Annotated in this window: 17 protein-coding genes and 1 riboswitch; of the genes, 7 read left to right on the top strand and 10 right to left on the bottom strand. The window is 73.7% G+C overall.

The genetic code is table 11. The features are described from left to right. Nucleotides 1-278 precede the first annotated feature (278 nt). The 3 genes from rho to ACFZAM_RS30800 all read left to right on the top strand — a co-directional run bounded on the left by rho (nt 279) and on the right by ACFZAM_RS30800 (nt 5,498). Nucleotides 279-1,433: a transcription termination factor Rho gene (gene rho, locus ACFZAM_RS30810; RefSeq protein WP_355347174.1), complete on the top strand. Its 1,155-nt coding sequence runs from the start codon at nt 279-281 to the stop codon at nt 1,431-1,433. Nucleotides 1,434-1,573: 140 nt separating this feature from the next. Next, the gene (locus ACFZAM_RS30805) at nt 1,574-2,416 is read left to right on the top strand and encodes a phytanoyl-CoA dioxygenase family protein (RefSeq protein ID WP_391050655.1); all 843 of its coding nucleotides are present in this window, start codon (nt 1,574-1,576) and stop codon (nt 2,414-2,416) included. A gap of 10 nt (nt 2,417-2,426) precedes the next feature. Further along, nucleotides 2,427-5,498, top strand: coding sequence for an AAA family ATPase (locus tag ACFZAM_RS30800; RefSeq protein ID WP_391050653.1), 3,072 nt, complete (start codon nt 2,427-2,429; stop codon nt 5,496-5,498). A 179-nt stretch (nt 5,499-5,677) separates the two neighbouring features. Here the strand turns inward: ACFZAM_RS30800 and ACFZAM_RS30795 are convergent, their stop codons facing one another. From ACFZAM_RS30795 to ACFZAM_RS30785, 3 genes are all read right to left on the bottom strand, one after another. Then, nucleotides 5,678-6,643, bottom strand: a complete 966-nt coding sequence (locus ACFZAM_RS30795; RefSeq protein ID WP_391050651.1) for a peptidoglycan DD-metalloendopeptidase family protein — start codon at nt 6,641-6,643, stop codon at nt 5,678-5,680. 3 nt (nt 6,644-6,646) lie between these two features. Next, nucleotides 6,647-6,862: riboswitch (cyclic di-AMP (ydaO/yuaA leader) on the bottom strand. Nucleotides 6,863-7,187: 325 nt separating this feature from the next. Further along, nucleotides 7,188-8,204 (bottom strand): GNAT family N-acetyltransferase, encoded by a 1,017-nt coding sequence (locus ACFZAM_RS30790; RefSeq protein WP_391050649.1) that lies wholly within the window; start codon nt 8,202-8,204, stop codon nt 7,188-7,190. Nucleotides 8,205-8,301: 97 nt separating this feature from the next. Continuing rightward, nucleotides 8,302-8,946, bottom strand: a complete 645-nt coding sequence (locus ACFZAM_RS30785; protein ID WP_391050647.1) for a uridine kinase — start codon at nt 8,944-8,946, stop codon at nt 8,302-8,304. Between the two features lie 246 nt (nt 8,947-9,192). On the opposite strand from ACFZAM_RS30785, the gene ACFZAM_RS30780 reads away from it, so the two are divergent. Together ACFZAM_RS30780 and ACFZAM_RS30775 are read left to right on the top strand one after the other, a co-directional pair. Beyond that, nucleotides 9,193-9,387 (top strand): hypothetical protein, encoded by a 195-nt coding sequence (locus ACFZAM_RS30780; protein ID WP_188279792.1) that lies wholly within the window; start codon nt 9,193-9,195, stop codon nt 9,385-9,387. Nucleotides 9,388-9,579: 192 nt separating this feature from the next. Beyond that, complete coding sequence (locus ACFZAM_RS30775; protein ID WP_391050644.1) at nt 9,580-11,214, top strand: hypothetical protein; 1,635 nt, start codon at nt 9,580-9,582, stop codon at nt 11,212-11,214. 311 nt (nt 11,215-11,525) lie between these two features. Here the strand turns inward: ACFZAM_RS30775 and ACFZAM_RS30770 are convergent, their stop codons facing one another. After that, complete coding sequence (locus ACFZAM_RS30770; protein WP_355347155.1) at nt 11,526-13,037, bottom strand: PLP-dependent aminotransferase family protein; 1,512 nt, start codon at nt 13,035-13,037, stop codon at nt 11,526-11,528. A 64-nt stretch (nt 13,038-13,101) separates the two neighbouring features. Here ACFZAM_RS30770 and ACFZAM_RS30765 point away from each other — a divergent pair, with 64 nt between their 5' ends. Together ACFZAM_RS30765 and ACFZAM_RS30760 are read left to right on the top strand one after the other, a co-directional pair. After that, nucleotides 13,102-13,932: a YitT family protein gene (locus ACFZAM_RS30765; protein ID WP_391050642.1), complete on the top strand. Its 831-nt coding sequence runs from the start codon at nt 13,102-13,104 to the stop codon at nt 13,930-13,932. A gap of 256 nt (nt 13,933-14,188) precedes the next feature. Continuing rightward, nucleotides 14,189-14,563, top strand: coding sequence for an RNA polymerase-binding protein RbpA (locus tag ACFZAM_RS30760; protein ID WP_093713023.1), 375 nt, complete (start codon nt 14,189-14,191; stop codon nt 14,561-14,563). Between the two features lie 173 nt (nt 14,564-14,736). Here ACFZAM_RS30760 and fxsA read toward each other — a convergent pair whose 3' ends face one another. The 6 genes from fxsA to ACFZAM_RS30730 form a co-directional block, all read right to left on the bottom strand. Then, nucleotides 14,737-15,339, bottom strand: coding sequence for an FxsA family membrane protein (fxsA, locus tag ACFZAM_RS30755; protein WP_391050640.1), 603 nt, complete (start codon nt 15,337-15,339; stop codon nt 14,737-14,739). 152 nt (nt 15,340-15,491) lie between these two features. Further along, on the bottom strand, nt 15,492-16,256 hold the full coding sequence (locus ACFZAM_RS30750) for a glycosyltransferase (RefSeq protein ID WP_391050638.1): 765 nt from the start codon (nt 16,254-16,256) through the stop codon (nt 15,492-15,494). Then, nucleotides 16,256-17,869, bottom strand: a complete 1,614-nt coding sequence (gene lnt / locus ACFZAM_RS30745; protein WP_391050636.1) for an apolipoprotein N-acyltransferase — start codon at nt 17,867-17,869, stop codon at nt 16,256-16,258. The genes ACFZAM_RS30750 and lnt overlap by 1 nt, the downstream gene beginning before the upstream one ends. Nucleotides 17,870-18,590: 721 nt before the next feature. Then, a complete protein-coding gene (locus tag ACFZAM_RS30740; protein ID WP_391050634.1) occupies nt 18,591-20,246 on the bottom strand; it encodes an amidohydrolase family protein in 1,656 nt (551 codons plus the stop codon). Nucleotides 20,247-20,352: 106 nt separating this feature from the next. Continuing rightward, nucleotides 20,353-20,793 carry an Lrp/AsnC family transcriptional regulator gene (locus tag ACFZAM_RS30735; protein ID WP_355347139.1) on the bottom strand — a complete coding sequence of 147 codons (441 nt, stop codon included), beginning with the start codon at nt 20,791-20,793 and terminating at the stop codon, nt 20,353-20,355. A 90-nt stretch (nt 20,794-20,883) separates the two neighbouring features. Continuing rightward, nucleotides 20,884-22,140 (bottom strand): FAD-binding protein, encoded by a 1,257-nt coding sequence (locus tag ACFZAM_RS30730; RefSeq protein WP_391050631.1) that lies wholly within the window; start codon nt 22,138-22,140, stop codon nt 20,884-20,886. Between the last annotated feature and the right edge of the window lie 57 nt (nt 22,141-22,197).

Here is a 22,197-nt window from a genome sequence, read left to right as displayed (position 1 = left end):
GCCGGTGCTCGTTCTGAATGACAGCTCCTCGCGGTGACGCGCCCCAGGCCCCATGGCTCTGGTCCCGGTCCCCACGGAGTTCTCGAATCACCTGACGGTCGCACGACGGCCCTGTGGTGATCTCCGCGGTACGTGGAGCGTGTTGTGCCCGCTCACGCCGAAATCCCTTTCCGGCATGCCCGTTTGACGCATCACACGCCAGACCCGCCGCACCCCGTACTCGCACGGCGACCTGCCGCGCACACGACTTTCCTCTCGTCCGAGAAAGGACGACTCCCATGACTGACATCCTTGAACGCCCTCCCGTCCGGCAGGAAACGCCGGTTCGGGTGGCGGGCGTACTCGACATCCACGGCGGCCAGGGCCGCCTCCGATCCGCCGGGCTGCTGCCGACACCCGACGACGTACACGTACCGCAGGCCCAGATCCGGCAGGCCGGACTCAGGAACGGCGACCTCGTTGAGGGCACCCTCGGCGGAAAGCCCGGCACGTTGGGCGGCGTCGACCTGGTCAACGGCGTCCCGGCCGAACACCTGCGCGGACGACCGCACTTCAGGGACCTGACGCCCCTTCACCCCCGGCAGCGGCTGCGGCTGGAGAGCCCGGCGCTGACCGGCACCGGCGCGCTCGCCGGACGGGTGATGGACCTGGTGACCCCGGTCGGCAAGGGGCAGCGCGGCCTGCTCGTGGCCCCGCCCAAGGCCGGAAAGACGATGCTGCTCCAGAGCATCGCGACGGCCGTCGCCGAGAACCACCCCGAGTGCCACCTGATGGTGGTGCTGCTGGACGAACGCCCGGAGGAAGTCACCGAGATGCGCAGAACCGTGCGCGGCGAGGTGATCGCCTCGACCTTCGACCGTCCGGCCAAGCAGCACATCGCGGTCGCGGAACTCGCCGTCGAGCGGGCGAAGCGGCTGGTGGAACAGGGCCAGGACGTGGTGGTCCTGCTCGACTCGCTGACCCGGCTGTGCCGGGCGCACAACTCGGCCGCCTCCACCGGCGGCCGCACGCTGACCGGCGGTGTGGACGCCGCCGCGCTGATCGGCCCCAAGCAGTTCTTCGGCGCCGCCCGGCTCGCCGAGGAGGGCGGGTCGCTGACCATCCTGGCCACCGCGCTGGTGGACACCGGGTCGCGCGCCGACGACTACTACTACGAAGAGCTGAAGAGCACCGGCAACATGGAGCTGCACCTGGACCGCTCCCTCGCCGAGCGGCGGATCTTCCCGGCCGTGGACGTCGGCATCTCCGGCACCCGCCGCGAGGAACTGCTGCTGCCCGGCCCCGAACTGGCGGTCGTACGCGGCCTGCGCCGGGTCCTGCAAGGGCGCGGCACCCAGTCCGGCCTCGAAGTCCTGCTGGACAAGATCCGGCAGACCCCGGACAACAACGCCTTCCTGCGGCAGATCCGGAGCACGGTGCCCGGCGAGGTCTGAGCCGGCCGGGACCCGGACCCGGACCGGGACCGGGCACGAGCCCGCGCCGGTGCCCGCACCCGCACCCGCACCCGCACCCGCACCCGCACCCGGAGAAAATCCGGTGGCCGTCGCACATCGCGCGACGTGATGATCGGGGGATGGACGACGCCACGGACAGCCACGCCGACGACGCGTGGGAGCGGGCCTTCCTCAGGGACGGCTTCGTGAGGATCGAGGGCGCGGTACCCGCCCCGACCGCCCGCGCCTGCGCCGATCTCCTGTGGAAGGAGACCGGCTGCGACCCCGCCGACCCCGCGACCTGGACACAACCGGTGCACTGGGTGGGCGGCATGGCCCAGCCGCCGTTCGCCGAGGCCGCCAACACCCCCGTCCTGCACGCCGCGTTCGACCGTCTTGTCGGCGCCGGACGCTGGTCGCCGCGGTACTCCCTCGGCTCCTTCCCGCTGCGCTTCCCGCACCCGGACGAGCCGGACGACGCGGGCTGGCACATCGAAGGCAGCTACGAAGTCCCCGGCGAGCAGTGGTACTTCGCCAACGTCCGCTCCCGCGACCGCGCGCTGCTCATGCTGTTCCTGTTCACCGAGGTGGACGAGGAGAACGCGCCGACCCGGATCCGCGTCGGCTCCCACCTGGACGTGCCCGCGGTGCTCGCCCCGTACGGCGAGGCCGGCGCCTCGATCCTGGCGGTCTCCGAGCAGATCGCGGCGGCCACGGAACACCGCCCGCTCGCCCTCGCCACCGGCTCCCCCGGCGACGTCTACCTCTGCCACCCGTTCCTCGTGCACGCCGCCCAGCCGCACCACGGCAGCCGTCCGCGTTTCATGGCCCAGCCGCCGCTCCTGCCCGCGGCGCCGTACGAACTGGAGCGGGCCGACGGCGGCTACTCGCCGGTCGAGACCGCGATCAGACGCGGCCTCGGCATGGAGTCCGCGCGGGGGCCCGCGGGGAGGGAGGCGGACTCCCGGCCCGTGATCGGTTAGCGTGCCCGGCATGTTGTACGGACGGGACACGGAGACGGCCGCGCTGGAAGAACTGCTGGCGGGGGCGAGGGAGGGCCGCAGCGGAGCGCTCGTGGTGCGCGGTGACGCCGGGATCGGCAAGACCGCGCTGCTGGAGCAGACCGTGGCGGCGGCGGGCGACCTGACGGTCGTCCGCAGCTCCGGCGTGGAATTCGAGGCCGAACTCCCCTACGCGGGGCTTCAGTTGCTGCTGCGCAGGGCGATGGGTTCGCTGGACGCGCTGCCCGTGCCGCAACGGCGGGCGCTGCGGGCCGCGTTCGGCCTGGCGGCCGACGCCGCGAGCGAGCCGATGTTCGTCGGCCTGGCCGTGCTGTCGCTGCTGTCGGACCACGCGGGCGAGGGGCCGCTGCTGTGTGTCGTGGACGACGCGCAGTGGCTGGACCGGGCGTCCACCGACGCGCTGGTCTTCGCGGCGCGACGGCTCGACGCCGAGGGCGTGGCGATGGTCTTCGCCGTACGTGACGGCGCCGGGTCGTTCACCGCGCCCGGCCTGCCCGAACTGCGGCTCGGCCCGCTGCCCGAGGACGCGGCGCGGGCGCTGCTCGCCGACCGCGGCGGCGCACCGGCCGACACCGTACGCACCCGCGTGCTCTCCGAGGCGCGGGGCAATCCGCTGGCGCTGCTGGAACTCCCGCTCGGACCGTCAGCCGACGCGCGGGGCGCGGGCGGTTCCGCCGCGGCCGGCGGCGGGCTGCCGCTGACCACGCGCCTCCAGATGGCCTTCCACGGCCAGGTCAGCCACCTGCCGCCCGGCACGCAGACGCTGTTGCTGGTGGCCGCGGCCGACCACACCGGCGACCCCGACATCCTGGTACGCGCGGCGGCGGTGCTGGGCGTCGGCGTCGACGACCTGCCGCCCGCGGAGGAGGCGAACCTGGTCTACGTGGACGACGAGGACATGCTGCGCTTCCGGCACCCGCTGGTCCGCGCCGCGATCCATCAGCGTGCCGCCCTCCCCGACCGTCTCGCCGCGCACCGCGCCCTCGCCGAGGCCGCCGACCCGGTACGCGACCCCGACCACCGCGCCTGGCACCTGGCCGCCGCGGCCACCGGCCCCGACGAAGCCGTGGCCACCGCCCTCCAGCGGACCGCGGGCCGCGCCCGCGAACGCAGCGGCCACGCGGCGGCCTCCGCCGCCTACGAACGCGCCGCCCGCCTCAGCACCGACCCCGTCGCCCGCGTCGAACGCCTCCTCCTCGCCGCCGAATCCGCCTCCGAAGCGGGCGACATCCCCCGCGCCCGCGCCTTCGCCGACCAGGCGACCCGCGCCGCCGAGACCGAGGCGGAAGCAGCGGCCGTACGAGGCGGCGCGGAGCCGTCGTCGGCCCCAACGGCCCACGCGGAGCCGGGCACTTCACCGCGCGCGTCCACGCCGGGCGGTCAGGCACCCGCCGGATCGACTTCCGCTGTCGACGCCGCCGCCGGGCAGAGCGCTCCGCCCGGCTCGTCCGGACCGGGCGGCCCCGCACCCGGCGATCCGGCGTCCACCGCCGACACCGGCGGCGTTGGTGGGCCCGTTCCGCCGCACCCGTCCGGGCCGGGCGGCCCGGCGCCCACCGAAGCCGGGTCCACCGCGGCGCGGGGCGCGGCGAATCCGTTGTCCGCCGTGCGCGGCAGAGCGCTCTATGTGCGGGCGCTCGCGGACTTCTGGGAGGGGGATTTCGGCGCGGCGCATCAACTCCTTTTGGAAGCGGCGGATTTGCTGGCGGAGGCGGATTCGGCGGCGGCGGCGCGGATGCTGGTGCAGGCGACGCATACGGCCTGGTACCTCGGCGACGACGAGGTGGCGGGGACGTTGGGGCGGCTGGCGGCGCTGGAGCTGCCGCCGTGGGCGCCGATCCGGCCGGTGGCGGAGTTCCTGGTGCGGGCGATCGGGCCAGGCAGCGCGGCGGCCGGGCCGCCCGACGTGGCCGAGGCCGCGGCGGCGTCACGGGCCGCGCGCGGCGGCCGGGTCGATCCTCGGGACCTGGTGATGCTGTGCGGGGTGGGCCTGGCGCTCGGGCAGGACGCGGCGGCGTACGACCTGGCGACGACGCTGGCGGCGGAGAGCCGCGAGAGCGGCGGTGTCGGCAGGCTGACGACACTGATGTTCTTCCGCGCGGAGGCGGAGTTGTTCGACGGCCGCCTCGACGAGGCCGTCGCCACGGCGTCCGAGGGGCTGCGGATCTCACGGGACACCGGACAGCGGCAGTGGGTCAGCCAGTTGAGCAGTGCGCTGGCGCATGTCGCGGCGCTGCGCGGGGACGGGGACGAGTGCCGCCGTCTGGTGGACGAGGCCCTGGCGGGCGGCGCGGGCAGGGCGATGGCGCCGGGCGCGCCGTGGGCGTACTGGTCGCAAGGGCTGCTCGAACTGGGCCTGGGCCGTACGCAGTTCGCGCTCGACCGGCTGTCGCTGCTGACCGAGCCGACCGTACGGCACCACATCTCCGCGACGCGCGGCGTCCCCGACCTGGTGGAGGCGGCGGTGCGGCTGGGCGTGCCGGAGCGGGCGGACGAGCCCCTGGCCAGGTTCGAGGCGTGGGCCACGCGTTCCGGGCAGGACTGGGCGCGGGCGCTGGTGGCGCGCTGCCGGGCGCTGCGGGCCAAGGACGCCGACGCGGAGGCGTACTTCATCGAGGCGCTGGCCCGTCACGACCCGCACCGAAGGGTGTTGGAGTCGGCGCGTACGGCGCTGCTGTACGGCGAGTGGCTGCGCAGGGCCCGTCGCAAGAGCGAGGCGCGCGGACACCTGCGGGCCGCGCTGGAGACCTTCGAACGGCTCGGCGCGCGCCCGTGGGCGGACCGGGCGCGCAGTGAACTGGGCGCGTCGGGAGCGTCGGTGACGGTGGGTCAGGACACGGTCAGGTCGGTCGCGGACGAGGCGGGGCTGACGCCGCAGGAGTCGCAGATCGTCCGGCTGGCCGCGCTCGGGCTGACCAACCGGGACATCGCCGCGCAGCTCTTCCTCAGCCCGCGCACGGTCGGCCACCACCTCTACAAGGCGTATCCGAAGCTCGGTGTGGTCTCGCGCGGCGAGCTGGCCGCGCTGTTCCCGGACACGTGAGCGCGTAACGACATGACCGCGTAACGACGTCACCGCGTGACCACGTCACCGCGTGACCACGTCACCGCGTGACCACGTGGACTCGCGGCCCGTCACGCGGCTGTGCCCGCCCGGTGGTGAGGAACCGGGCGGGCACGGATGCCGCGAGGAGCCGCCACAGCGGCTGTGGAGCGGGTGGGTCAGGAAACGGTGACGCCGTGGGAGGCCAGGTAGGCGACCGGGTCGATGTCGGAGCCGTAGTCCGGGGTCGTGCGGACCTCGAAGTGCAGGTGCGGGCCGGTCACGTTGCCGGTCGCGCCGGAGACGCCGATCTGCTGGCCCTCGGTGACGGTCTGCCCGGCCGAGACGAGCGCCTGGGTCAGGTGGCCGTACAGCGTGTACTTGCCGTCGGCGTGCTTGACGATCACGTCGTTGCCGTAGGCGCCGTCCCAGCCCGCGGAGACGACGGTGCCCGCGGCGACCGACTTCACGCTGGTGCCGGAGCCGACCAGGAAGTCCACACCGGTGTGGTAGCCGCTGGACCAGTTGGCGCCGGAGGCGTGGTACTGGGTACCGATCGCCGCGTCCCCGACCGGCTTGGTGTAGCCGGAGGAGCTGGCGGCGGTGGTGTCGGCGGACTTGGTGGTCGTGGTCGTCGTGTCGGACGACTTCGACGGGGCGGTGGTCTCGGCGGGCGCCGGGGTCGCCTTCTTGGCGGGGGCCGGGGCCGACTTCTTCGGCGCCGGGGCGGACTTCTGCGCGGTGGCGGGCTTCTCGGCGGAGGCGCCGTTCAGCGTGAGGTGCTGGCCCGGGTAGATCAGGTTCGGGTTGGAGCCCACGACCGACTTGTTGTCGGAGTAGAGCTGCTGCCAGCCGCCGTTGACGTGGTGGCTGTCGGCGATCTTCGACAGCGAGTCACCGCTGACCACGGAGTACTTGGTGGCCTTGGCAGCCTTGGGCGCGGCGCTCTTGTCCGCCACGGTCGCCGCCTTGACGGCGGAGGTGTGCGAGGCGGTGGCGGGGGCGCTGTGGGCGGGCTCGGCCGCCGAGGCGATGCCCGCGCCGACCAGCGGCAGGGCGATGGCCACGCCACCCGTGCCCGCGGCGATGCAGATGCGGGTGAGGCGGCTCATACGGGTCTTGCGGTGCTGTCCCTTTGCGGGCATGGGGGATTTCCTCTCCTACGCCTACGAGGTGAGCTGTCGGGTTCGGGCAGGAGATGCCCGGTCACGTGGAAATGCCGTTGCGTGTACGCAAGGCGCCGCGACTTCACCCCGAGCCGTCCGGTACTGCTGGACGGCGACTTACCTGGGTCCCCCGCCCCTGCCGTGTGTGATCAAAGATCCAGGAAACCGGGCGGCGGCAGGATTCGGCGTTCCGCCCGACGGACATTCGCAATTCGCGGGCATCCGGCCCGCAGGAGGCGAAGCTAAACGACCGGCCGAGCGGCGGGCAACCAACCGTGATCGTCGTCGGGCGCACCGCTCGGGGCGCGGTCACTCCCGGTCGTCCGCCGTCACCGCTGCGTGTGCGGGCCGCTCACCGTCCGTGCCTCCGTGACCGATTCCTGGTGACAAACCGCCCGGATCGGGAACAGTGGGTACATCGGGGGAATCGGACCGTGTTCCCGAGGTGATGCCGCTCACTGCGGACCGGCCGAGTGAGCCACATCACGCCTAAATGCCCGATTTAATACGCTACTTGGGGATATCAGTAGCTGCCGGGCGAGCCGCCGATCCGGCCGTCGAGCGACCGGCTGAGCCGGTACGCGACCGGCCGGAAGCCGACCGCGGGCCAGTGCCCCGCGGCCAGCGGTGAGGCGGAGTGCCAGCGGGCCGACATGTAGCGGTGGCCGTGGTCGTACGCCCAGGCCAGCGCGGTGGCGAGCAGGACGCGGCTGACGCCCTCGCCGCGCGCGGAGGGTTCGACGTACGCCTCGGCCAGCTCCACGCAGGACTCGGGGATCACCGGGTCGGGCGTGGCGGGGACCAGCAGCACCATGCCGATCTCCTCGCCCCTGCGGGAGGCGATCCAGGCGCCGCTGCGCGGGTCGCCGAGCGCGTCGGCGTAGTAGACCCGCAGGGCGGCGAGCGCGCGTTCCGGCTGGGGCTGGAACACCGCGGACTCGCGCTGCCTGCGCGAGGACTCGGCGGCCATCCGGCCGATCTGCGGCAGGTCGCCGACGCCCGCGCGCCGGATGCCGAGCCCTTCGACGCCGCGCGGCTGGCGCCCGCGCGCCTTGACCGCCATCAGACCGTGCACCAATTCGCGGCCGAAGCCGAGGTCCGCCCAGGGCAGGGTGGCGGTCTCCCCCGCAGGCACGTCGACGTAGTGGACCAGCCGTCGCTCCGCGACGAGCCGGGCCGCGACGCGGGCGTACAGCGCGCGCAGCACCTCCGATTCGCGTCCGCCGGGCAGCGCGTGACCGCCGTGCGGGACCAGCGCGGAGTGCGGGTGGCTGCGCAGCCCCGCCGGGTCGTCCTGGGTGAGGTCCACCGGGACGGCGGCGAGGTGTCCGATCAGGCCGCCGTCGCCGTCGAGCGCGCGGGCGGCCTCGAGACCCGGAACGCCGATCAGCTTGCCCAGCAGTTCCTCACCGCGCACGGGGCCGTCGGCGAGCCACGAGCGTTGCGACGGCGGGCGGCGGGCGCGCGCGAACCAGCGGTCGTAGCGCTGCACGGCCTGGGGTATGTGCTCGGTGGTCAGCGGCGCGATGGCGACAGTCATGGTGGATGGGGACGCTAGCGGGGTGCGCGGTCCCACGGCAAGGCGAGGCCGGACCGGCGGCGGCCGGGAGGTCAACGGGCTTACGCGCGAGGGTCGTTCAGCCTGTCCAGGCGGGGTGTCGCGGGTCGTCGGCACGTACCAGGACATCGGCGGTCTGTTCCGGCATCGCCTCCCGGTCGTAACGGTCGAATGCGGGCAGCGTCCACCGGTCGGCCTGCGCCGTGCGCCGCTCCAGCGCGGCCGGGGACAGCCGCAGATGGACCGTCAGATCGAACGGCAGCCCCTGCCCGAGGAGCAGCGGCCCGTCGAGTACGAGGACGCCGCCGGGCGGCAGGCGCACGTAGTCGGCGCGCGTGGCGCGGTCGGTGGCGGCGTCCCACAGTGTCGGCAGGACGCGGCCCGAGCCGTCGGTGCCGAGCGGGTCGAGCACTTCGCGGCGCAGCGCGCCGGTGTCCAGCCAGAGCTGGTAGTACGCGTCGGCGTCCTGGTGGCCGTACTCGTAGCGCAGGGACGCGGGCCGCAGGAAGTCGGCGGCGCGCACCCGGAGCGCGCGGCGGCCGAGAGCGGGCAGCGCGGCGGCGACGGCGTCCGCCAGATCGCCGGGGCGGGCGGCGTCCGCGCCGTCGACGGCCACCCGCCACCAGGGCCCCTGCCCGTCCGCGCTCACCCCCGCGGTCGCGTCCGCGATCCGCTCGGCGAGGGTGTCGGCCAGCCGTGACCAGGTGATCGGGGTGAGCTGCACACCGGCCATCCTGCACCGCCGTCACCCGTTCGGGCGACTTCGCTGCGCCAGGAGCGGGGCGGGGGGCGCGGTGGGCACATGAACCGGTCCTGGCGGGCAATGCTCGCGCCGGGCACCGTTCGCCGCCTCCCCCACATGGTGGAAATTCGCTACAAATCACTCATTTGCCACCGTGCGTGATCTATTACTTTTTGTGAGCCTGGAAGAACTCATGGTGACCGTCCCCATCACCCAGGAGAAAGCCCAATGATCCTGTCGATCTCCGGCGTCGTCCTTCTCGGCGTCATCTGCTTCCTGTTCTTCCGCAAGGACGGGCTGAAGGTGTCCCACGGCCTCGTCTGCGCCCTCTTCGGCTTCTACCTCGCGGGCACGGCCATCGCCCCGAGCATCAAGGCGGGCGGCGCGAGCCTGGCCAGCCTGCTGGGCGGGATCAAGGTCTAGGGCCCCGGCCCGGGACCTGGCCGTCGCCGGCGGGCGGCCACTCCAGTACGGGCCCGGCGCGGTCGTCCGCTCCGGGCCCGTGTCCATTCCGGCCGCCGCCCGTCCCCCCGCCGCACCCTCAGGGCGCCGCCCTTCCCCACGCGGCCCTTCCCGCACCCGAAGCCCGAACCCGAACCACCCATGGAGCACCCCGTGGCCAGGCGTCCCCTTCCCAGCATTCTGACCAGCCGACCCGCGCTCGTCCGCGGGCGCGATCTGGCGCGCACCGCGGCAGACAGCGCCACCGACGTGCTCCATCCGGTCATCACCATCGCCCGCGGCATGCGCAAGCAGGTGCTGTGGGCGGGCGGCTGGTGGGGCCGCACCCCCAAGGACCGCCGCGGCCCCGCGCTGCTGCTGGCCGCCGCGGGCGTGGTCGTCGTCGTGATGATGCCGTACGGCCCGCTGCTGGCGATCGGCGCGATCATGGCGTCCGCCGCGTGGATGGGCCGCGACCGCACCCCCGCCGCCCCGGCGGGCCCGAGCGAGGCCGAGACCGGCCGGCTCCAGGCGCTGTACGAGGCGCTGGTGCCGTACCTGTCGGACGCCGGGGACCCCGCGCCGCTGTACGCGCACGAGGGAAGCTGGGAGAAGGTGTTCAGCGAGTACGAGTTCCAGGGCGGTCGGCTCGCCCGGCTGCACCTGCGCTACCCGGCGTACTTCACCGACGGCGAGGCCGAGTCGCGCGCCCGGGTGGAGCAGCTTCTGCACGCCAAGGCGGGCCGGGGCCGGGAGTACCGCTTCGACTGGAACGAGGAGGAGAACCACCTCACCCTCACCGCGCTGGCGCCGCTGCCGACCGACATCGTCGCGCAGCGCTTCATCACCTCGCCCGGCGAGACGGTCCTCGGCTTCACCGACGCCGGTGCCGTCCAGCGGACGGTGCCGGTGACCGGCGGCGAGGGCACCAGGGACGCCCCGCCGGTCGTCTGGCGCACCGGCCCCCGCTCCACCGAGCCGCACCTGCTGGCGCTCGGCCAGCCCGGCACCGGCACCACCAGCCTGCTGCGGTCCATCGCGCTCCAGGCGCTGGTCCACGGTGACGTGGTGGTCGTGGACGGCAGCGGCACCGGTGAGTACGCGTCGCTGATCGGGCGGCCCGGCGTCCTCGCCGTGGAGGGCGGCCTGTCCGGCGCCTCCGCCACCCTCGAGTGGGCCGCGCACGAGACGGAACGGCGGCTCATCGCCGTCAACCGGGCGCGGCAGAACGGCGATCCGGTCTCCGAGGACGTACGCCGTCCGCTGTGGATCCTGGTGGACCGGCCCACCGCGCTGACCCAGCTCGCCCTCGCCGAGGGGCGGCCCGATCCGCAGACCCTCCTCGACGTCCCGCTGCGGCACGGGCGCGCGGCCAATGTCGCCGTCGCCGTCGCCGACCAGCTCGACGCCACGGAGGCGCTGGCGCCCGTCGTGATCGCCCAGACCCGGGCCCGGGTCGTCCTCGGGCCGCTCGCCCCCGAGCACGTCGAGGCCGTTCTCGGCGCCCCGCAGCGCACCACCCCGGCCGCCGACGTTCCCCCCGGCCGCGGGTACGCCCGGCTCGGCACCGGGCCCGTCCTGCGCCTCCAGGTGCCCTCCACTCCCGACCCCTACGACGACGAGTGCGCCCAATCGCACCGCGACGCCGTCCTCGGCCTCCTCCCCACCACCTCCGAGGCCGAGGCCGACTCCGACTCCGTCGAGGTCCCCGAGCCCGAGGAGTCCTCTCCCGCCGTCCTCGAACCGGCCCCCGTCGCCCTCCGCAAGGACGCCGTCGTCCGCACCGTCGCCGACCTGGAACTCGGCTAGCCCCCTCTACGCCCCGCCGCGCGAGACGGTGAGCCGCTTTTCTTGGCCGCGCCGCGGCCCGCTGTCCGTACGTCGGGACGTGCCCCGTAGGGGCGCGGGGAACTGCGCGACCAGCCGTCGCGGCGGCGAGCTGTGAGAACCGGCCCCGGCGGGGCATTCGCTGTCGTGTCCGGGCTGACAGCCCGTCGTGGCTGGGCGCGCAGTTCCCCGCGCCCCTGAAAGAGCGGCCCTGCGCAAGGGCATCGCAAGGGGGGCGCCCCCCAAGGCGGGCCCTGCGCAAGGGCAGGGAACGAGGAGCCGGGCCGGAGGCCCTAGGCCACGAAGAGGCCGGTGGTTTCGCCGTCGGCGGCGCCGCCGGAGCGGACGACGTGGGCGGCTTGGGCAAGCCGGGCGGCAGCCTCAACGGCGGCGGCCCCGCTGACGGTGAAGGGAAGCCGGATGTACGGCTCAAAGGCGCCGTCGACGCCGAAGCGCGGCCCGGACGGCACGCGGACACCGAGCCGTTCACCGGCGACGGCCAGCCGCGAGCCGGACACGTCACCGGTGTGGACCCACATGGTCATACCGCCGCGGGGCACCGCGAAGTCCCAGTCGGGAGTGTGCTCACGCAAGGCGGCGACGAGGTCGTCGCGACACTCGCGGGCCCGCTCGCGGCGAGCCGCGAGGGCCAGGTCCCAGCCGCCGCCGCGCAGCAGCCAGGCGACGGCGAGCTGGTCGACGACGGGCGAGCCGATGTCGAGGTAGGCGCGGGCCGAGACCAGGCGGCGTACGACGTCCGGGGTGGTGCGGACCCAGCCGATCCGCAGCCCCGCCCAGACCGCCTTGCTGGCGGAGCCCACGGTCATGACGGTGCCGCCGCGGTCGAAGGCGGCCATCGGCCGCACCCCCGACTCCTCACCGTCCAGCACGAGTTCGGCCATCGTCTCGTCGGCCACGACGACGGTGCCCGCCGCGCGCGCGGCCTCGACCAGGTCGCGCCGCTGGTCCTCCCCGATGAGACTGCCGGTCGGGTTGTGGAAGTCCGGCATGACGTACGCCATGCGCGGCGCGGCGTCCCGCAGCACGCGCCGCCAGGCGTCCATGTCCCAGCCGCCGAGCCCCTCGCGGAGCGTGACCGGCACGAGCCGGGAGCCGGTCTCGCGGAAGAGCTCCAGCACATTGGCGTAACTGGGCGACTCGACGGCGACCCGTTCGCCGAAGCCGACCAGCCGCCGGGCCGCCGCCGCGATGGCGCCCATCGCCCCGGTGGTCACCATGATCTGCTCCGGCATGGTGGGCACACCGCGCGCGGTGTAGCGGTCGGCGATGGCCTCGCGCAGCACCGGCAGCCCCGCGGGGAAGTCGCCGTGCGTGGCGGCGTAGGCGGGCAGTTCGGCGAGCGCGCCCTCCATCGCGCGGGTCAGCCACGGCTCGGGCGCGGGCAGCGAGGCGCAGCCGAGGTCGATCACGGACCCGGCGGCGTCCGGCGGCAGCGGCTCCAGGCTGCGCGAGGGCAGCACATGGCCGTCGGGGATCGCGGTCCAGCTTCCGGCGCCGCGCCGCGAGCGGGCGAATCCCTCGGCGCGCAGCGCCTCGTAGGCGGCGGCGACGGTGGTCCGGCTGACGCCGAGCGCGAGAGCCAGTTCCCGTTCCGCGGGCAGCCGCGCGGCGACCTGTACCCGGCCTTCGAGCACCAGCAGCCTGATCCCGTCGGCCAGCCCCCGGTAGGCGGGCAGTTTCCGCCCGTGGCCCGCCGCCGCTCCGGCGCCGCGGCCGCTTCGCGGGCGCGGTTCGAGAAGCCGGGCGAGGTGCGCGGCGCCGACCGTCGCAGTCCACTGGGACACAGAAATCAGTCCACCTTCCACAGATTGGCCGTGGATCCGAAGCACTTACAGGCCACAGAGTGGCATGCGCGCCAACACGTCCGCCAGGGGGGTTCCGTTGTTCTCGTCGTTCCCGCACCCGTCGCTCTCGCCGGTCCCGTACCGCCGCCTCGTCCGTCTCTACGTCGGGCTGGTCCTGTACGGGGCCAGCTCAGCGCTGATGATCCTCGCCGCGCTCGGCCTGGACCCGTGGGACGTCTTCCATCAGGGGCTGTCTCGGCTGACCGGACTGAGCATCGGCGTCGTCTCCATTGTCGTCGGCGCGGCCGTTCTCCTCCTGTGGTGGCCGATCCGGCAGCGCCCCGGCCTCGGCACGGTCTCCAACGTCTTCGTCGTGGGCCTGGCGATGGACGGGACCTGCCGCCTGGTGCCGCACGTGGAGGCCCTGGCCGTACGCGTCCCGCTGCTGGTGGCCGGGGTGGCGCTCAACGGCCTGGCGACCGGCCTCTACATCACCGCCCGTTTCGGCCCCGGACCGCGCGACGGCCTGATGACCGGCCTGCACCGCAGGACCGGCCGTTCCGTACGGCTGGTGCGTACGGGCATCGAGGTGACCGTGCTGGCCGCCGGTTTCGCGCTGGGCGGCGGCGTGGGGGTCGGTACGGTGCTCTACGCACTGGCCATCGGCCCGCTCGCGCAGTTCTTCCTGCGGGTCTTCGCGGAACCGGAGGGAGCGCCGGGTCCGGGCGTGGTCAGGGACGCGAACAGGGACCGGGCCACGGACGCGACCAGGGACGGGGAGGTGAATTCGGATACGAATTCGGGTGCTGACGCGGGCTCGACCCCGGACGTAATGCCCGCTTCTGCGGTGATTCGTCGGGACGCGCCCGAACGCGCTGCGGTCGATCCGATTTAGCCGGAGGCGGTGCGGACCGGTAGTGTACGCGGTTGGCCCAGCAGCTTGACCGTTACTGCACGCAAAAGATATGACGACACCGGGTGACATCTCCGCTCAGATGTGACAAACCGGGCACCGGTGGGTACAAACAGGGGCGACACGACGGGCGACGCATCTCCCTAAACGGGAATCTTCACCGCCGACCGGACGTTGACCGGATGACGACGACAGCGACACCTGTCCTGTGGGCGACCAAGCCCGGGAGGCACGATTCATGAGTGAGCGAGCTCTCCGCGGCACGCGACTCGGGGCCACCAGCTACGAGACCGACCGCGGTATCGATCTGGCCCCGCGCCAGACCGTTGAGTACGCATGCCGGAACGGACATCGATTTGAGATGCCGTTCTCGGTTGAGGCCGAGATTCCGCCGGAGTGGGAGTGCCGCGCCTGCGGCCAGACCGCCCTGCTGGTGGACGGAGAGGGCCCGGAGGAGAAGACGACCAAGCCCGCGCGCACGCACTGGGACATGCTGATGGAGCGGCGCACGCTCGAGGAGCTGGAGGAGGTGCTGGCCGAACGGCTGGCCGTCCTGCGCTCCGGAGCGATGAACATCGCCGTGCATCCGCGCGACAACCGCAAGAGCGCCTGACAGCGCGGGCTCACCCATGGGGGCGCCCCAGGGATCACCTCCCCGGGGACCAAGGCCCCCCGACACTTCCCCGCCGGGGGCGGAGCACCTGCTCCGCCCCCGGCGGGTTTTTGCGTGGCGCGGCGCTGATCCCGAGATCCGCGGGGCGCGGACCGCCGGACCCGCGCGCGTGATCAGTCCCGGTGGTCGACGACCTCGCCCTGGATGACCTTGCCGTCGGGCTTGTGGATCCGGATCTGCTCGTTGGCGTCCCGCGCCTGCTGGAAGAGGTCGCCGACGGAGCCGGGCTCCCCGGCGGCGGGCCGCGCCGCGAGGGCGCGGGCGTTGAGCCGGTCGACGCCCTTGCCGATGAGCCTGCGGGTCGGCGGGAAGAGCAGGAACAGCGCCACGGCGTCGGAGAGGAAGCCGGGGATGATCAGCAGCAGGCCGCCGAGCATCGCCAGTCCGTTGCGCCCCTTGCTCTCGGCGGGCGGGGTCGGGGCCGCGTTCGGGTCCCGCGCGGCCTGCGCCTGGGCGGCCTGCACCTGCGCGGTCAGATTCCGCCACGCGCTGCGCCCGGCCCGCTTGACCGCGCTCGCGCCCAGTATCAGCCCGGCGACGATCAGCAGGAAGACCGTCAGCCCGCTGGTCGCCCCCGCCACCACGACGAGCAGCCAGATCTCCAGCACCGCCCAGGCCGCGACAGCCAGCGGCAGGATGGTGCGGACGCGCGAACGGCGCCGTCGCCGCGGGCCGGGCTGCTGCGGACGGACAGAGGGCGGAGTGCTCATCGTCATAGCTCAAGTGTGCCAAAGATCAGGTAAAGACCGGATCGGTGGACGCTTCCCTCTTCGGCTTCCGCGGGGGATTCCCGCGGACGCCCGTGCGCACGTCCGCGCGCCCCGCCCCCGCATGCCCCACGAAGGGGCTCAGGGGGCCGTGGGCGGCCTTACGGCTTGCGGCCGACGATCTTGCCCGCCCGGGAGCCCACGCCCCACGCGGTGACCCGCCACAGCGCCTCGACCACGATGTTGCGGCTCATCTTGCTGTCGCCGCGCTCGCGTTCGACGAAGGTGATCGGCACCTCGACCACGTGGAAGCCGCCCTTGACCGCGCGCCAGGCGAGGTCCACCTGGAAGCAGTAGCCGGCGGAGGCGATCTCGGCCATGCCGAGACCTTCCAGGGTCTCCTTGCGGAAGGCGCGGTAGCCGCCGGTCACGTCACGGATCGGGACGTCCAGCAGGAGCCGGGAGTAGGTGCTGCCGCCGCGCGACAGATACTCGCGGGACTTCGGCCAGTTGACGACCCGTCCGCCCGGGATCCAGCGCGAACCGAGCACCAGGTCCGCGCTCTTGAGCGCGGTCAGCAGCCGGGGCAGTTCCTCCGGCTGGTGGGAGCCGTCCGCGTCCATCTCGACCAGGACGCCGTAGCCGTGGTCGATGCCCCACTGGAAGCCGGCGAGGTACGCCGCGCCCAGGCCCTCCTTGCCCTGCCGGTGCAGGACGTGGACCTGCTCGTCGGCGCCCGCCAGCTCGTCGGCGAGCTTCCCGGTGCCGTCCGGGCTGTTGTCGTCGGCGACGAGGATGTGGGCGTCGGGTACCGACGTGCGCACCCGCTGCACGATCGGCTTGATGTTCTCGGCCTCGTTGTAGGTCGGGATGATGACCAGAACCTTGCCGAGCGGCCCGAAGCTCCGCTGCTCGCCGTCGTTCACTACTGCCCCTTTGCCATGCCCATGCGTGTGCGGTCGCGCCTGCCGAGCGCGAAGGCGACCGCACAGGACAGGAGCCCAACAATAGCGAGTGACCACTCAGGAAACGTACCGACGCGGTCGGCGAGAGTGATCTCGTCGCGCAGCGGGATGTCGGCACTCAGCACCTGCTGGGTGAACTCCGCGCTCTGCTGTTCGATCTTGCCATCAGGAGCGACGATCGCACTGATTCCGCTGGTCGCGGCGGTGACGATGGCGCGGCCGTGCTCGACGGCGCGCAGCCGGGACATGGCGAGCTGCTGTTCGGGCTGGCCGGTGCGGCCGTAGGTGGCGTTGTTGGTCTGGACGACCAGGGCGCGCGCCCCGGCTTTCACCGTGTCGCGCACGATGCCGTCGTAGGCGACCTCGAAGCAGATCACGTCGCCGAGTTCGGCCGGGCCGATCCGCATCACGCCGGTGCCCTTGCCGGGGTAGAAGTCCCGCGGGATCTGGTTGAGCATCGGGACGACCTTGGTCAGCGCCTTGCGGAAGGGCACGTACTCGCCGAACGGCACCGGGTGCTGCTTGGTGTAGTGGGCGCCGGGGCCGGTGACCGGGTCCCACACGATGCCCTCGTTCTGCACGTGGTCCTCGTCCGGGCCGTCGACCAGGGCGCCGACCAGCACCGGCACGCCCACCGCCTTCACGGCCTCGGTGATCTTGTCGTACGCCTCCGGGTACGTGAAGGGGTCCAGGTCGGAGGAGTTCTCCGGCCACAGCACGATGTCGGGCTTGGGCACCTTGCCCGCCTCGATGTCGGCGGCGAGCTTGAGGGTGGCCTGTACGTGGTTGTTGAGGATCTGCATCGGGCGGCCGAGGAAGTGCATGCCGGGCTGCTGCACATTGCCCTGGACGACGGCGACGCGCACGTGGCCGACGGCATTGGTGTGCACCGGCACGAACAGGCCGGACAGCAGGACGGCCACCGACAGGGCCACGGCGGTCACGCCCGGCAGGACGGCGGCTCGGCGGGCTTTGTACGCCCGGTACCCGGCCAGGGCCGCCGCGGCCAGCAGCGTGCCGCTGAGCGCCACCGCGAAGGTCACCAGCGGGGCGCCGCCGAGCGCGGCGAGCGGGGTGTACGGGGAGGCGGTGTTGGCGAACGCCAGGCGCCCCCACGGGAAGCCGCCGAACGGCAGCCGGTCGCGTACCAGCTCCTGTGCGACCCACAGGCACGCGGTCCACAGCGGCCAGCCGGGCAGCCGCCGGGCGAGCACGATCAGCGCGGCCATCAGCACGAGATACGCCGCCTCGACCGCCGACAGCAGCGGTACGGCCAGCCAGATCACCGAGCGCAGCCACACCAGGAGCCACAGGAAGAAGGGGAACGCGAAGGCGAAGCCCAGCCAGGCCGCCTGGCGCACCGTCCTGCCCTCGAGCACCAGTGCCAGGGCCGCCACCGCCACCACCGACAGCGGCCACACCCCGTACGGCGGAAAAGCCAGCGCCAGCGCGCAGCCGCTCACCGCGGCCACCGCCGACCTGGGCGCGGCCGCCCGCGCCGCCGCCGCGAACCGCTCGCGGCGCGACGCCTTCCCCTCCGCCCCAACCCCTGGCGCCGCTGACGGCTCCGTCAACGGCTCAACCGCGGTCGCCGCGGAAACGGTGTCGGGTCGCGGGCGCACGTCGCGGCCTTTCTTGCAGGTGAAGTGGTGATGAAGGCGACGGTACCCCGCCCCACCCGCCTGGGGGCACCCCCGGACGAAGTCTGGGGACCCCCAGGCCGCGGAACAGGGAGCGGAAGGGCAGCGGAACGGGCCCAGGCGCCCATCGGGCCGACGCGGGACCCTCCCCCAGACTGCGGGAAGGCAACGGAACGGGCCCGGACGCCCTTCGGGCCGACGCGGGACCCTCCCCCAGACTCCGTCCGGGGGGACCCCCAGGCTGCGGGAGGGCAACGGAACGGGCCCGGACGCCCTTCGGGCCGACCTGGGACCCGCTGGCTGCGGGTCAGTACCAAGGCCGTTGTCTACTGGGCGTCCGGGCCCTTCCCGGGTCACACCTGCCGACCGGGGCGCGTACGCGTTCCGGCGCCGCTGACGCTGGACCTGGCTGCCAGTGGCGGCGTGCACGTGCGGCGCGGCGCCCCATGGCCCAGCGGCGGTCGACAGAACCGCGGAGGGCCCCCGGTCCGACGTCCTGTGGTGGACTTGGCCGAACCTACTCGCCTCCGACCATCGGCTGTCAACACCCCCTTGACCTGCGGGGTTTCGCCAAATCAGCAGGTCAGTGCGGGGCCCTGCGACACGCCGCGACAGGCCGAGGGCACACCGTTCGGCCGCATGTGCCGAGCGATGCTCACCCGTTCGGCCGCTCGAAGACGGTACGGCCGCCGACGACGGTGCGCAGGGCGGACGGAAGCGGGCGTCCGGGGGTGAGATCGGGCAGGCCCGGGGTGCCGGAGCGCGGGTCGGTGGACCAGTTGGCGACGCGTTCGTCGGGGGCCTGGACGACGAGGTCGCCGCTGTCCCAGACGGCGTAGTCGGCGGGGGCGCCGGGGACCAGGACGCCGGTGTCGTCCCGCCCGATGGCGCGCCAGCCGCCACGGGTGTGGGCGTTGAAGGCGGCGCGAGCCGAGACGCGGTGCTCGGGGGTGCGGTGGAAGGCGGCGGCGCGGACGGCGCCCCAGGGGTCGAGCGGGGTGACGGGGCTGTCGGAGCCGAGGACCAGCGGCACCCCGGCACGGGTCATGGCGGCGAAGGGGTTGAGGTCGCGGGCCCGGTCGGCGCCGAGCCGGTCGGCGTACATGCCGTCCTCACCGCCCCAGGCCGCGTCGAAGGCGGGCTGCACGGAGGCCACGAGGCCGAATTCGGCGAAGGCCGCGATGGTGTCGGGGGTCATCAGTTCGGCGTGCTCCACGCGGTGCCGCAGGGCCCTGACGCGTTCCAGGCCGACGGCCGCGGCGGCGGCCCGTACGCCGTCGACGACCGCGCCGATCGCCGCGTCCCCGATGGCGTGGAAACCGGCCTGGAGGCCCGCTTCCGTGCAGAGGGTGAGGTGGCGGGCGATGGTCTCGGCGTCCAGGTAGCTGACGCCGGTGTGCGGCGCGTCGGCGTACGGGGCGTGCAGGCAGGCGGTGTGGGAGCCGATCGAGCCGTCCACGAAGAGGTCGCCGCCCGCGCCGATCGCGCCGAGGTCCCTGACCCGGTCGAGGTCGGCGGGGGCGGACGCGGCCTGTGCCCAGTAGCCGAAGACCCGCGGCCCGGCGTCGGCGGCGGCCAGCGCGAGGAGGCCGGTGAGGTCGTCCTCGGAGGAGATGTCGGGGCCCGCGCACTCGTGCAGCGCGCCGATGCCCTGTTCCGCGGCGTGCAGCAGCGCGGCGCGCTGGGCGGCGGCGCGCTGGGCGGGGGTGACGGCGGCGTACGCGGCGCGGCGTACCGCGTGGTGCGCGTCGCGGGTCAGCGGCGCCTGCGGGTCGAAGCCGGGCTCGTCCCGGACGCCGGGCACCAGGTCGAGCAGCGCGGTGCTGACGGCGGCCGAGTGGACGTCCGTACGGGTCAGGTAGAGGGGTCGTCCGCCGACCGCCTCATCCAGCTCCGCGCGGGTCGGTGTGCGCCGCTCGGGCCACCGGCTCTCGTCCCAGCCGTGGCCGAGCAGCACGCGGTCGGCGGGCCGCTCGGCGGCGTACGCGGCCGTACGGGTCAGCGCGTCGGCCAGCGACGCGGCGCCGGACAGGTCGAGGCCGGTGAGGGCGAAGCCGGTGGCGGTGGTGTGCACGTGCGCGTCGGTGAAGGCCGGGGTGACCAGCGCCCCTTCGAGCCGGACGACACGGTCCACGCCGTCCGCGAAGGAGTCCGCGGCCCCTTCGGAACCGACCCACGCGACGGTGCCGCCGTCCACGACCATCGCGGTCGCGAAGGGGTCGGCGGGGCTGTAGACGGCGCCGCCGCGGAGCAGGACGGTGCCGGTCGGCGCGGGGGTGGCGGGGGGCTGCGGAGTGGAGGTGCGGTGCATGGGCACAAGTCTCCCCCGGTCGGGGCGCGCGCCGGACTCCGGGGTGGCGCCCCCGGCGCCTGCGCGCCTCCCGTGACGGCGGGTCCGCGGCGGCCGGACACACGGCTCAGACGCGCGGCGGCCTGGCCTCGTACGCCGTGGACAGGACGACCGTGGTGCGGGTGGAGACGCCCGCGAGGGTGCGGATCCGGGTCAGGAGGTGTTCCAGCTCGATGGGGGCGGAGACCCGCACCTTGAGGATGTAGTTCTCGTCGCCCGCGACGCTGTGGCATGCCTCGATCTCGGGGACCTCGGCGAGGCGGTCCGCGATGTCGTCGGGGGCGCTGGGGTCGAACGGTTTGACGGAGATGAAGGCCGTCAGGGACAGGCCGACCGCCTCGGGGTCGACGATGGCCGCGTAGCCGCGGATCACCCCGCGCTGTTCGAGCCTGCGCACGCGCTGGTGCACCGCCGAGGTGGACAGGCCGGTGGCCTTGCCCAGGTCGGTGTAGCTCATGCGCCCGTCGGCGACGAGAAGTTCCACGATGTGCCGGTCCAACTCCTCCATAGCGGATGACCTTACCCATAGGCACAGCGCCGCGTTACGTATGCATGTGCACGGTTCGGTCACATCCCGCGCCGGGTGTCGCCGTCGCGCTCACGCGGGCAGCAGCCGGTCCAGGTGGGCGTTGCTGAAGGTGCGGCCCGGATCCAGCTCGGCGGCCAGCGCCCGGAAGTCCGCCATACGGGGGTAGCGGGACCTGACCTCGGCGGGGTCGGCGACGTAGACCTTGCCCCAGTGCGGGCGCGGCGCGTACGGCGCGAGGCGCTGTTCGAGGCGGGCGAGGACGGGGAGGACGGCGGCGGTGTCCGGCACCCAGGTGAAGTGGAAGGCGACGCAGTCGTGCCCGTAGGCGGGGCTGAGCCAGAGCCGGTCGGCGGCGACGGTCCGCACTTCGCAGATCTGGAGCAGCGGCGCGATGTCGGCGCCGAGCGCGGCGAGGGCGTGGAGCGCGGGCAGGGCGTGTTCGCGGGGCAGCAGGTATTCGGACTGCAACTCGGCGCCGCTGCTGGGGGTGAATCCCGGCCTGAAGTGCGGCAGTCGCTCGTGCCAGGGTCCGGCCACGCCCTGCTGCGCGGTGCAGTTCACCGGGTCGGCGCCGGGGACGGGGTGCATCGGCCCGGTGGCGGGCGCGGCCCAGGGGAATTCGGGCGCGGGCGCGTCGTCGAGCTGCTTGAGCCAGACCTGCCCGAAGCGCGGCGCGCGCCAGTCGGTGAACATGCTGACGCTGTACGCGGCCCCGGTGATCGCGTCGAAGTGCCCGTCCAGGTCGGCCAGTTCGAGCCCGGTGAAGACGTGCTGGCGGAGGGCGAAGTCGGGGACCAGGTCGAGGGTGAGGGCGGTGACGGCGCCGAGCGCGCCGAGCGAGACCACGGCGCCGTCGAAGCGGTCGCCGTCCTTGTCGCGGCTCAGCACGGTGACTTCGCCGTCCGCGGTGACGAGTTCGAGGGCGCTGACCGAGGTGCCGAGGCCGCCGTTGGCGTTGCCGGAGCCGTGGGTGCCGGTGGCGACGCTGCCCGCCACCGAAATGTGCGGCAGCGACGCCATGTTGGGCAGCGCGAAGCCGGACTCGTGCAGCCGCTGGGCGAGTTCGGCGTAGCGGACGCCCGCGGCGACGCGGACGGTGGCCGCGACCGTGTCGATGTCGATCTCCGGTGGCAGGCCGGAGAGTTCGACGAGGGCGCCGTCGGTGTCGGCGATGTCGTTGAAGGAGTGGCCGCTGCCCAGCACCCGCACGCGGCGGCTCGCGGCGACCAGGGAGCGCAGGGCGCCGGTCGACTCCGGGCGGTGCACCCGTTCCGCCGAGAAGGTGATGTTCCCGGCCCAGTTGGTCCGCATCCCACCGTCACGCATTACGCCGCCACCCGTCACGCATCACGTCGCCACGCATTCTGCCGAGCCGCTTCCACC

Origin of the sequence: Streptomyces sp. NPDC008079, assembly GCF_042957385.1 — a bacterium.
Lineage (GTDB): Bacteria > Actinomycetota > Actinomycetes > Streptomycetales > Streptomycetaceae > Actinacidiphila.
This window is presented reverse-complemented; position numbering and strand designations above follow the sequence as displayed.

Bases quoted from the DNA above. Each gene is read 5' to 3' on its own strand.
- ACFZAM_RS30740 (WP_391050634.1), bottom strand. From the start codon at position 20,246: ATGCACCGCACCTCCACTCCGCAGCCCCCCGCCACCCCCGCGCCGACC.
- ACFZAM_RS30800 (WP_391050653.1), top strand. From the start codon at position 2,427: ATGTTGTACGGACGGGACACGGAGACGGCCGCGCTGGAAGAACTGCTG.
- ACFZAM_RS30795 (WP_391050651.1), bottom strand. From the start codon at position 6,643: ATGCCCGCAAAGGGACAGCACCGCAAGACCCGTATGAGCCGCCTCACC.
- ACFZAM_RS30760 (WP_093713023.1), top strand. From the start codon at position 14,189: ATGAGTGAGCGAGCTCTCCGCGGCACGCGACTCGGGGCCACCAGCTAC.
- ACFZAM_RS30790 (WP_391050649.1), bottom strand. From the start codon at position 8,204: ATGACTGTCGCCATCGCGCCGCTGACCACCGAGCACATACCCCAGGCC.
- ACFZAM_RS30765 (WP_391050642.1), top strand. From the start codon at position 13,102: ATGCGCGCCAACACGTCCGCCAGGGGGGTTCCGTTGTTCTCGTCGTTC.
- ACFZAM_RS30780 (WP_188279792.1), top strand. From the start codon at position 9,193: ATGATCCTGTCGATCTCCGGCGTCGTCCTTCTCGGCGTCATCTGCTTC.
- ACFZAM_RS30735 (WP_355347139.1), bottom strand. From the start codon at position 20,793: ATGGAGGAGTTGGACCGGCACATCGTGGAACTTCTCGTCGCCGACGGG.
- ACFZAM_RS30805 (WP_391050655.1), top strand. From the start codon at position 1,574: ATGGACGACGCCACGGACAGCCACGCCGACGACGCGTGGGAGCGGGCC.
- fxsA (WP_391050640.1), bottom strand. From the start codon at position 15,339: ATGACGATGAGCACTCCGCCCTCTGTCCGTCCGCAGCAGCCCGGCCCG.
- rho (WP_355347174.1), top strand. From the start codon at position 279: ATGACTGACATCCTTGAACGCCCTCCCGTCCGGCAGGAAACGCCGGTT.
- ACFZAM_RS30730 (WP_391050631.1), bottom strand. From the start codon at position 22,140: ATGCGTGACGGTGGGATGCGGACCAACTGGGCCGGGAACATCACCTTC.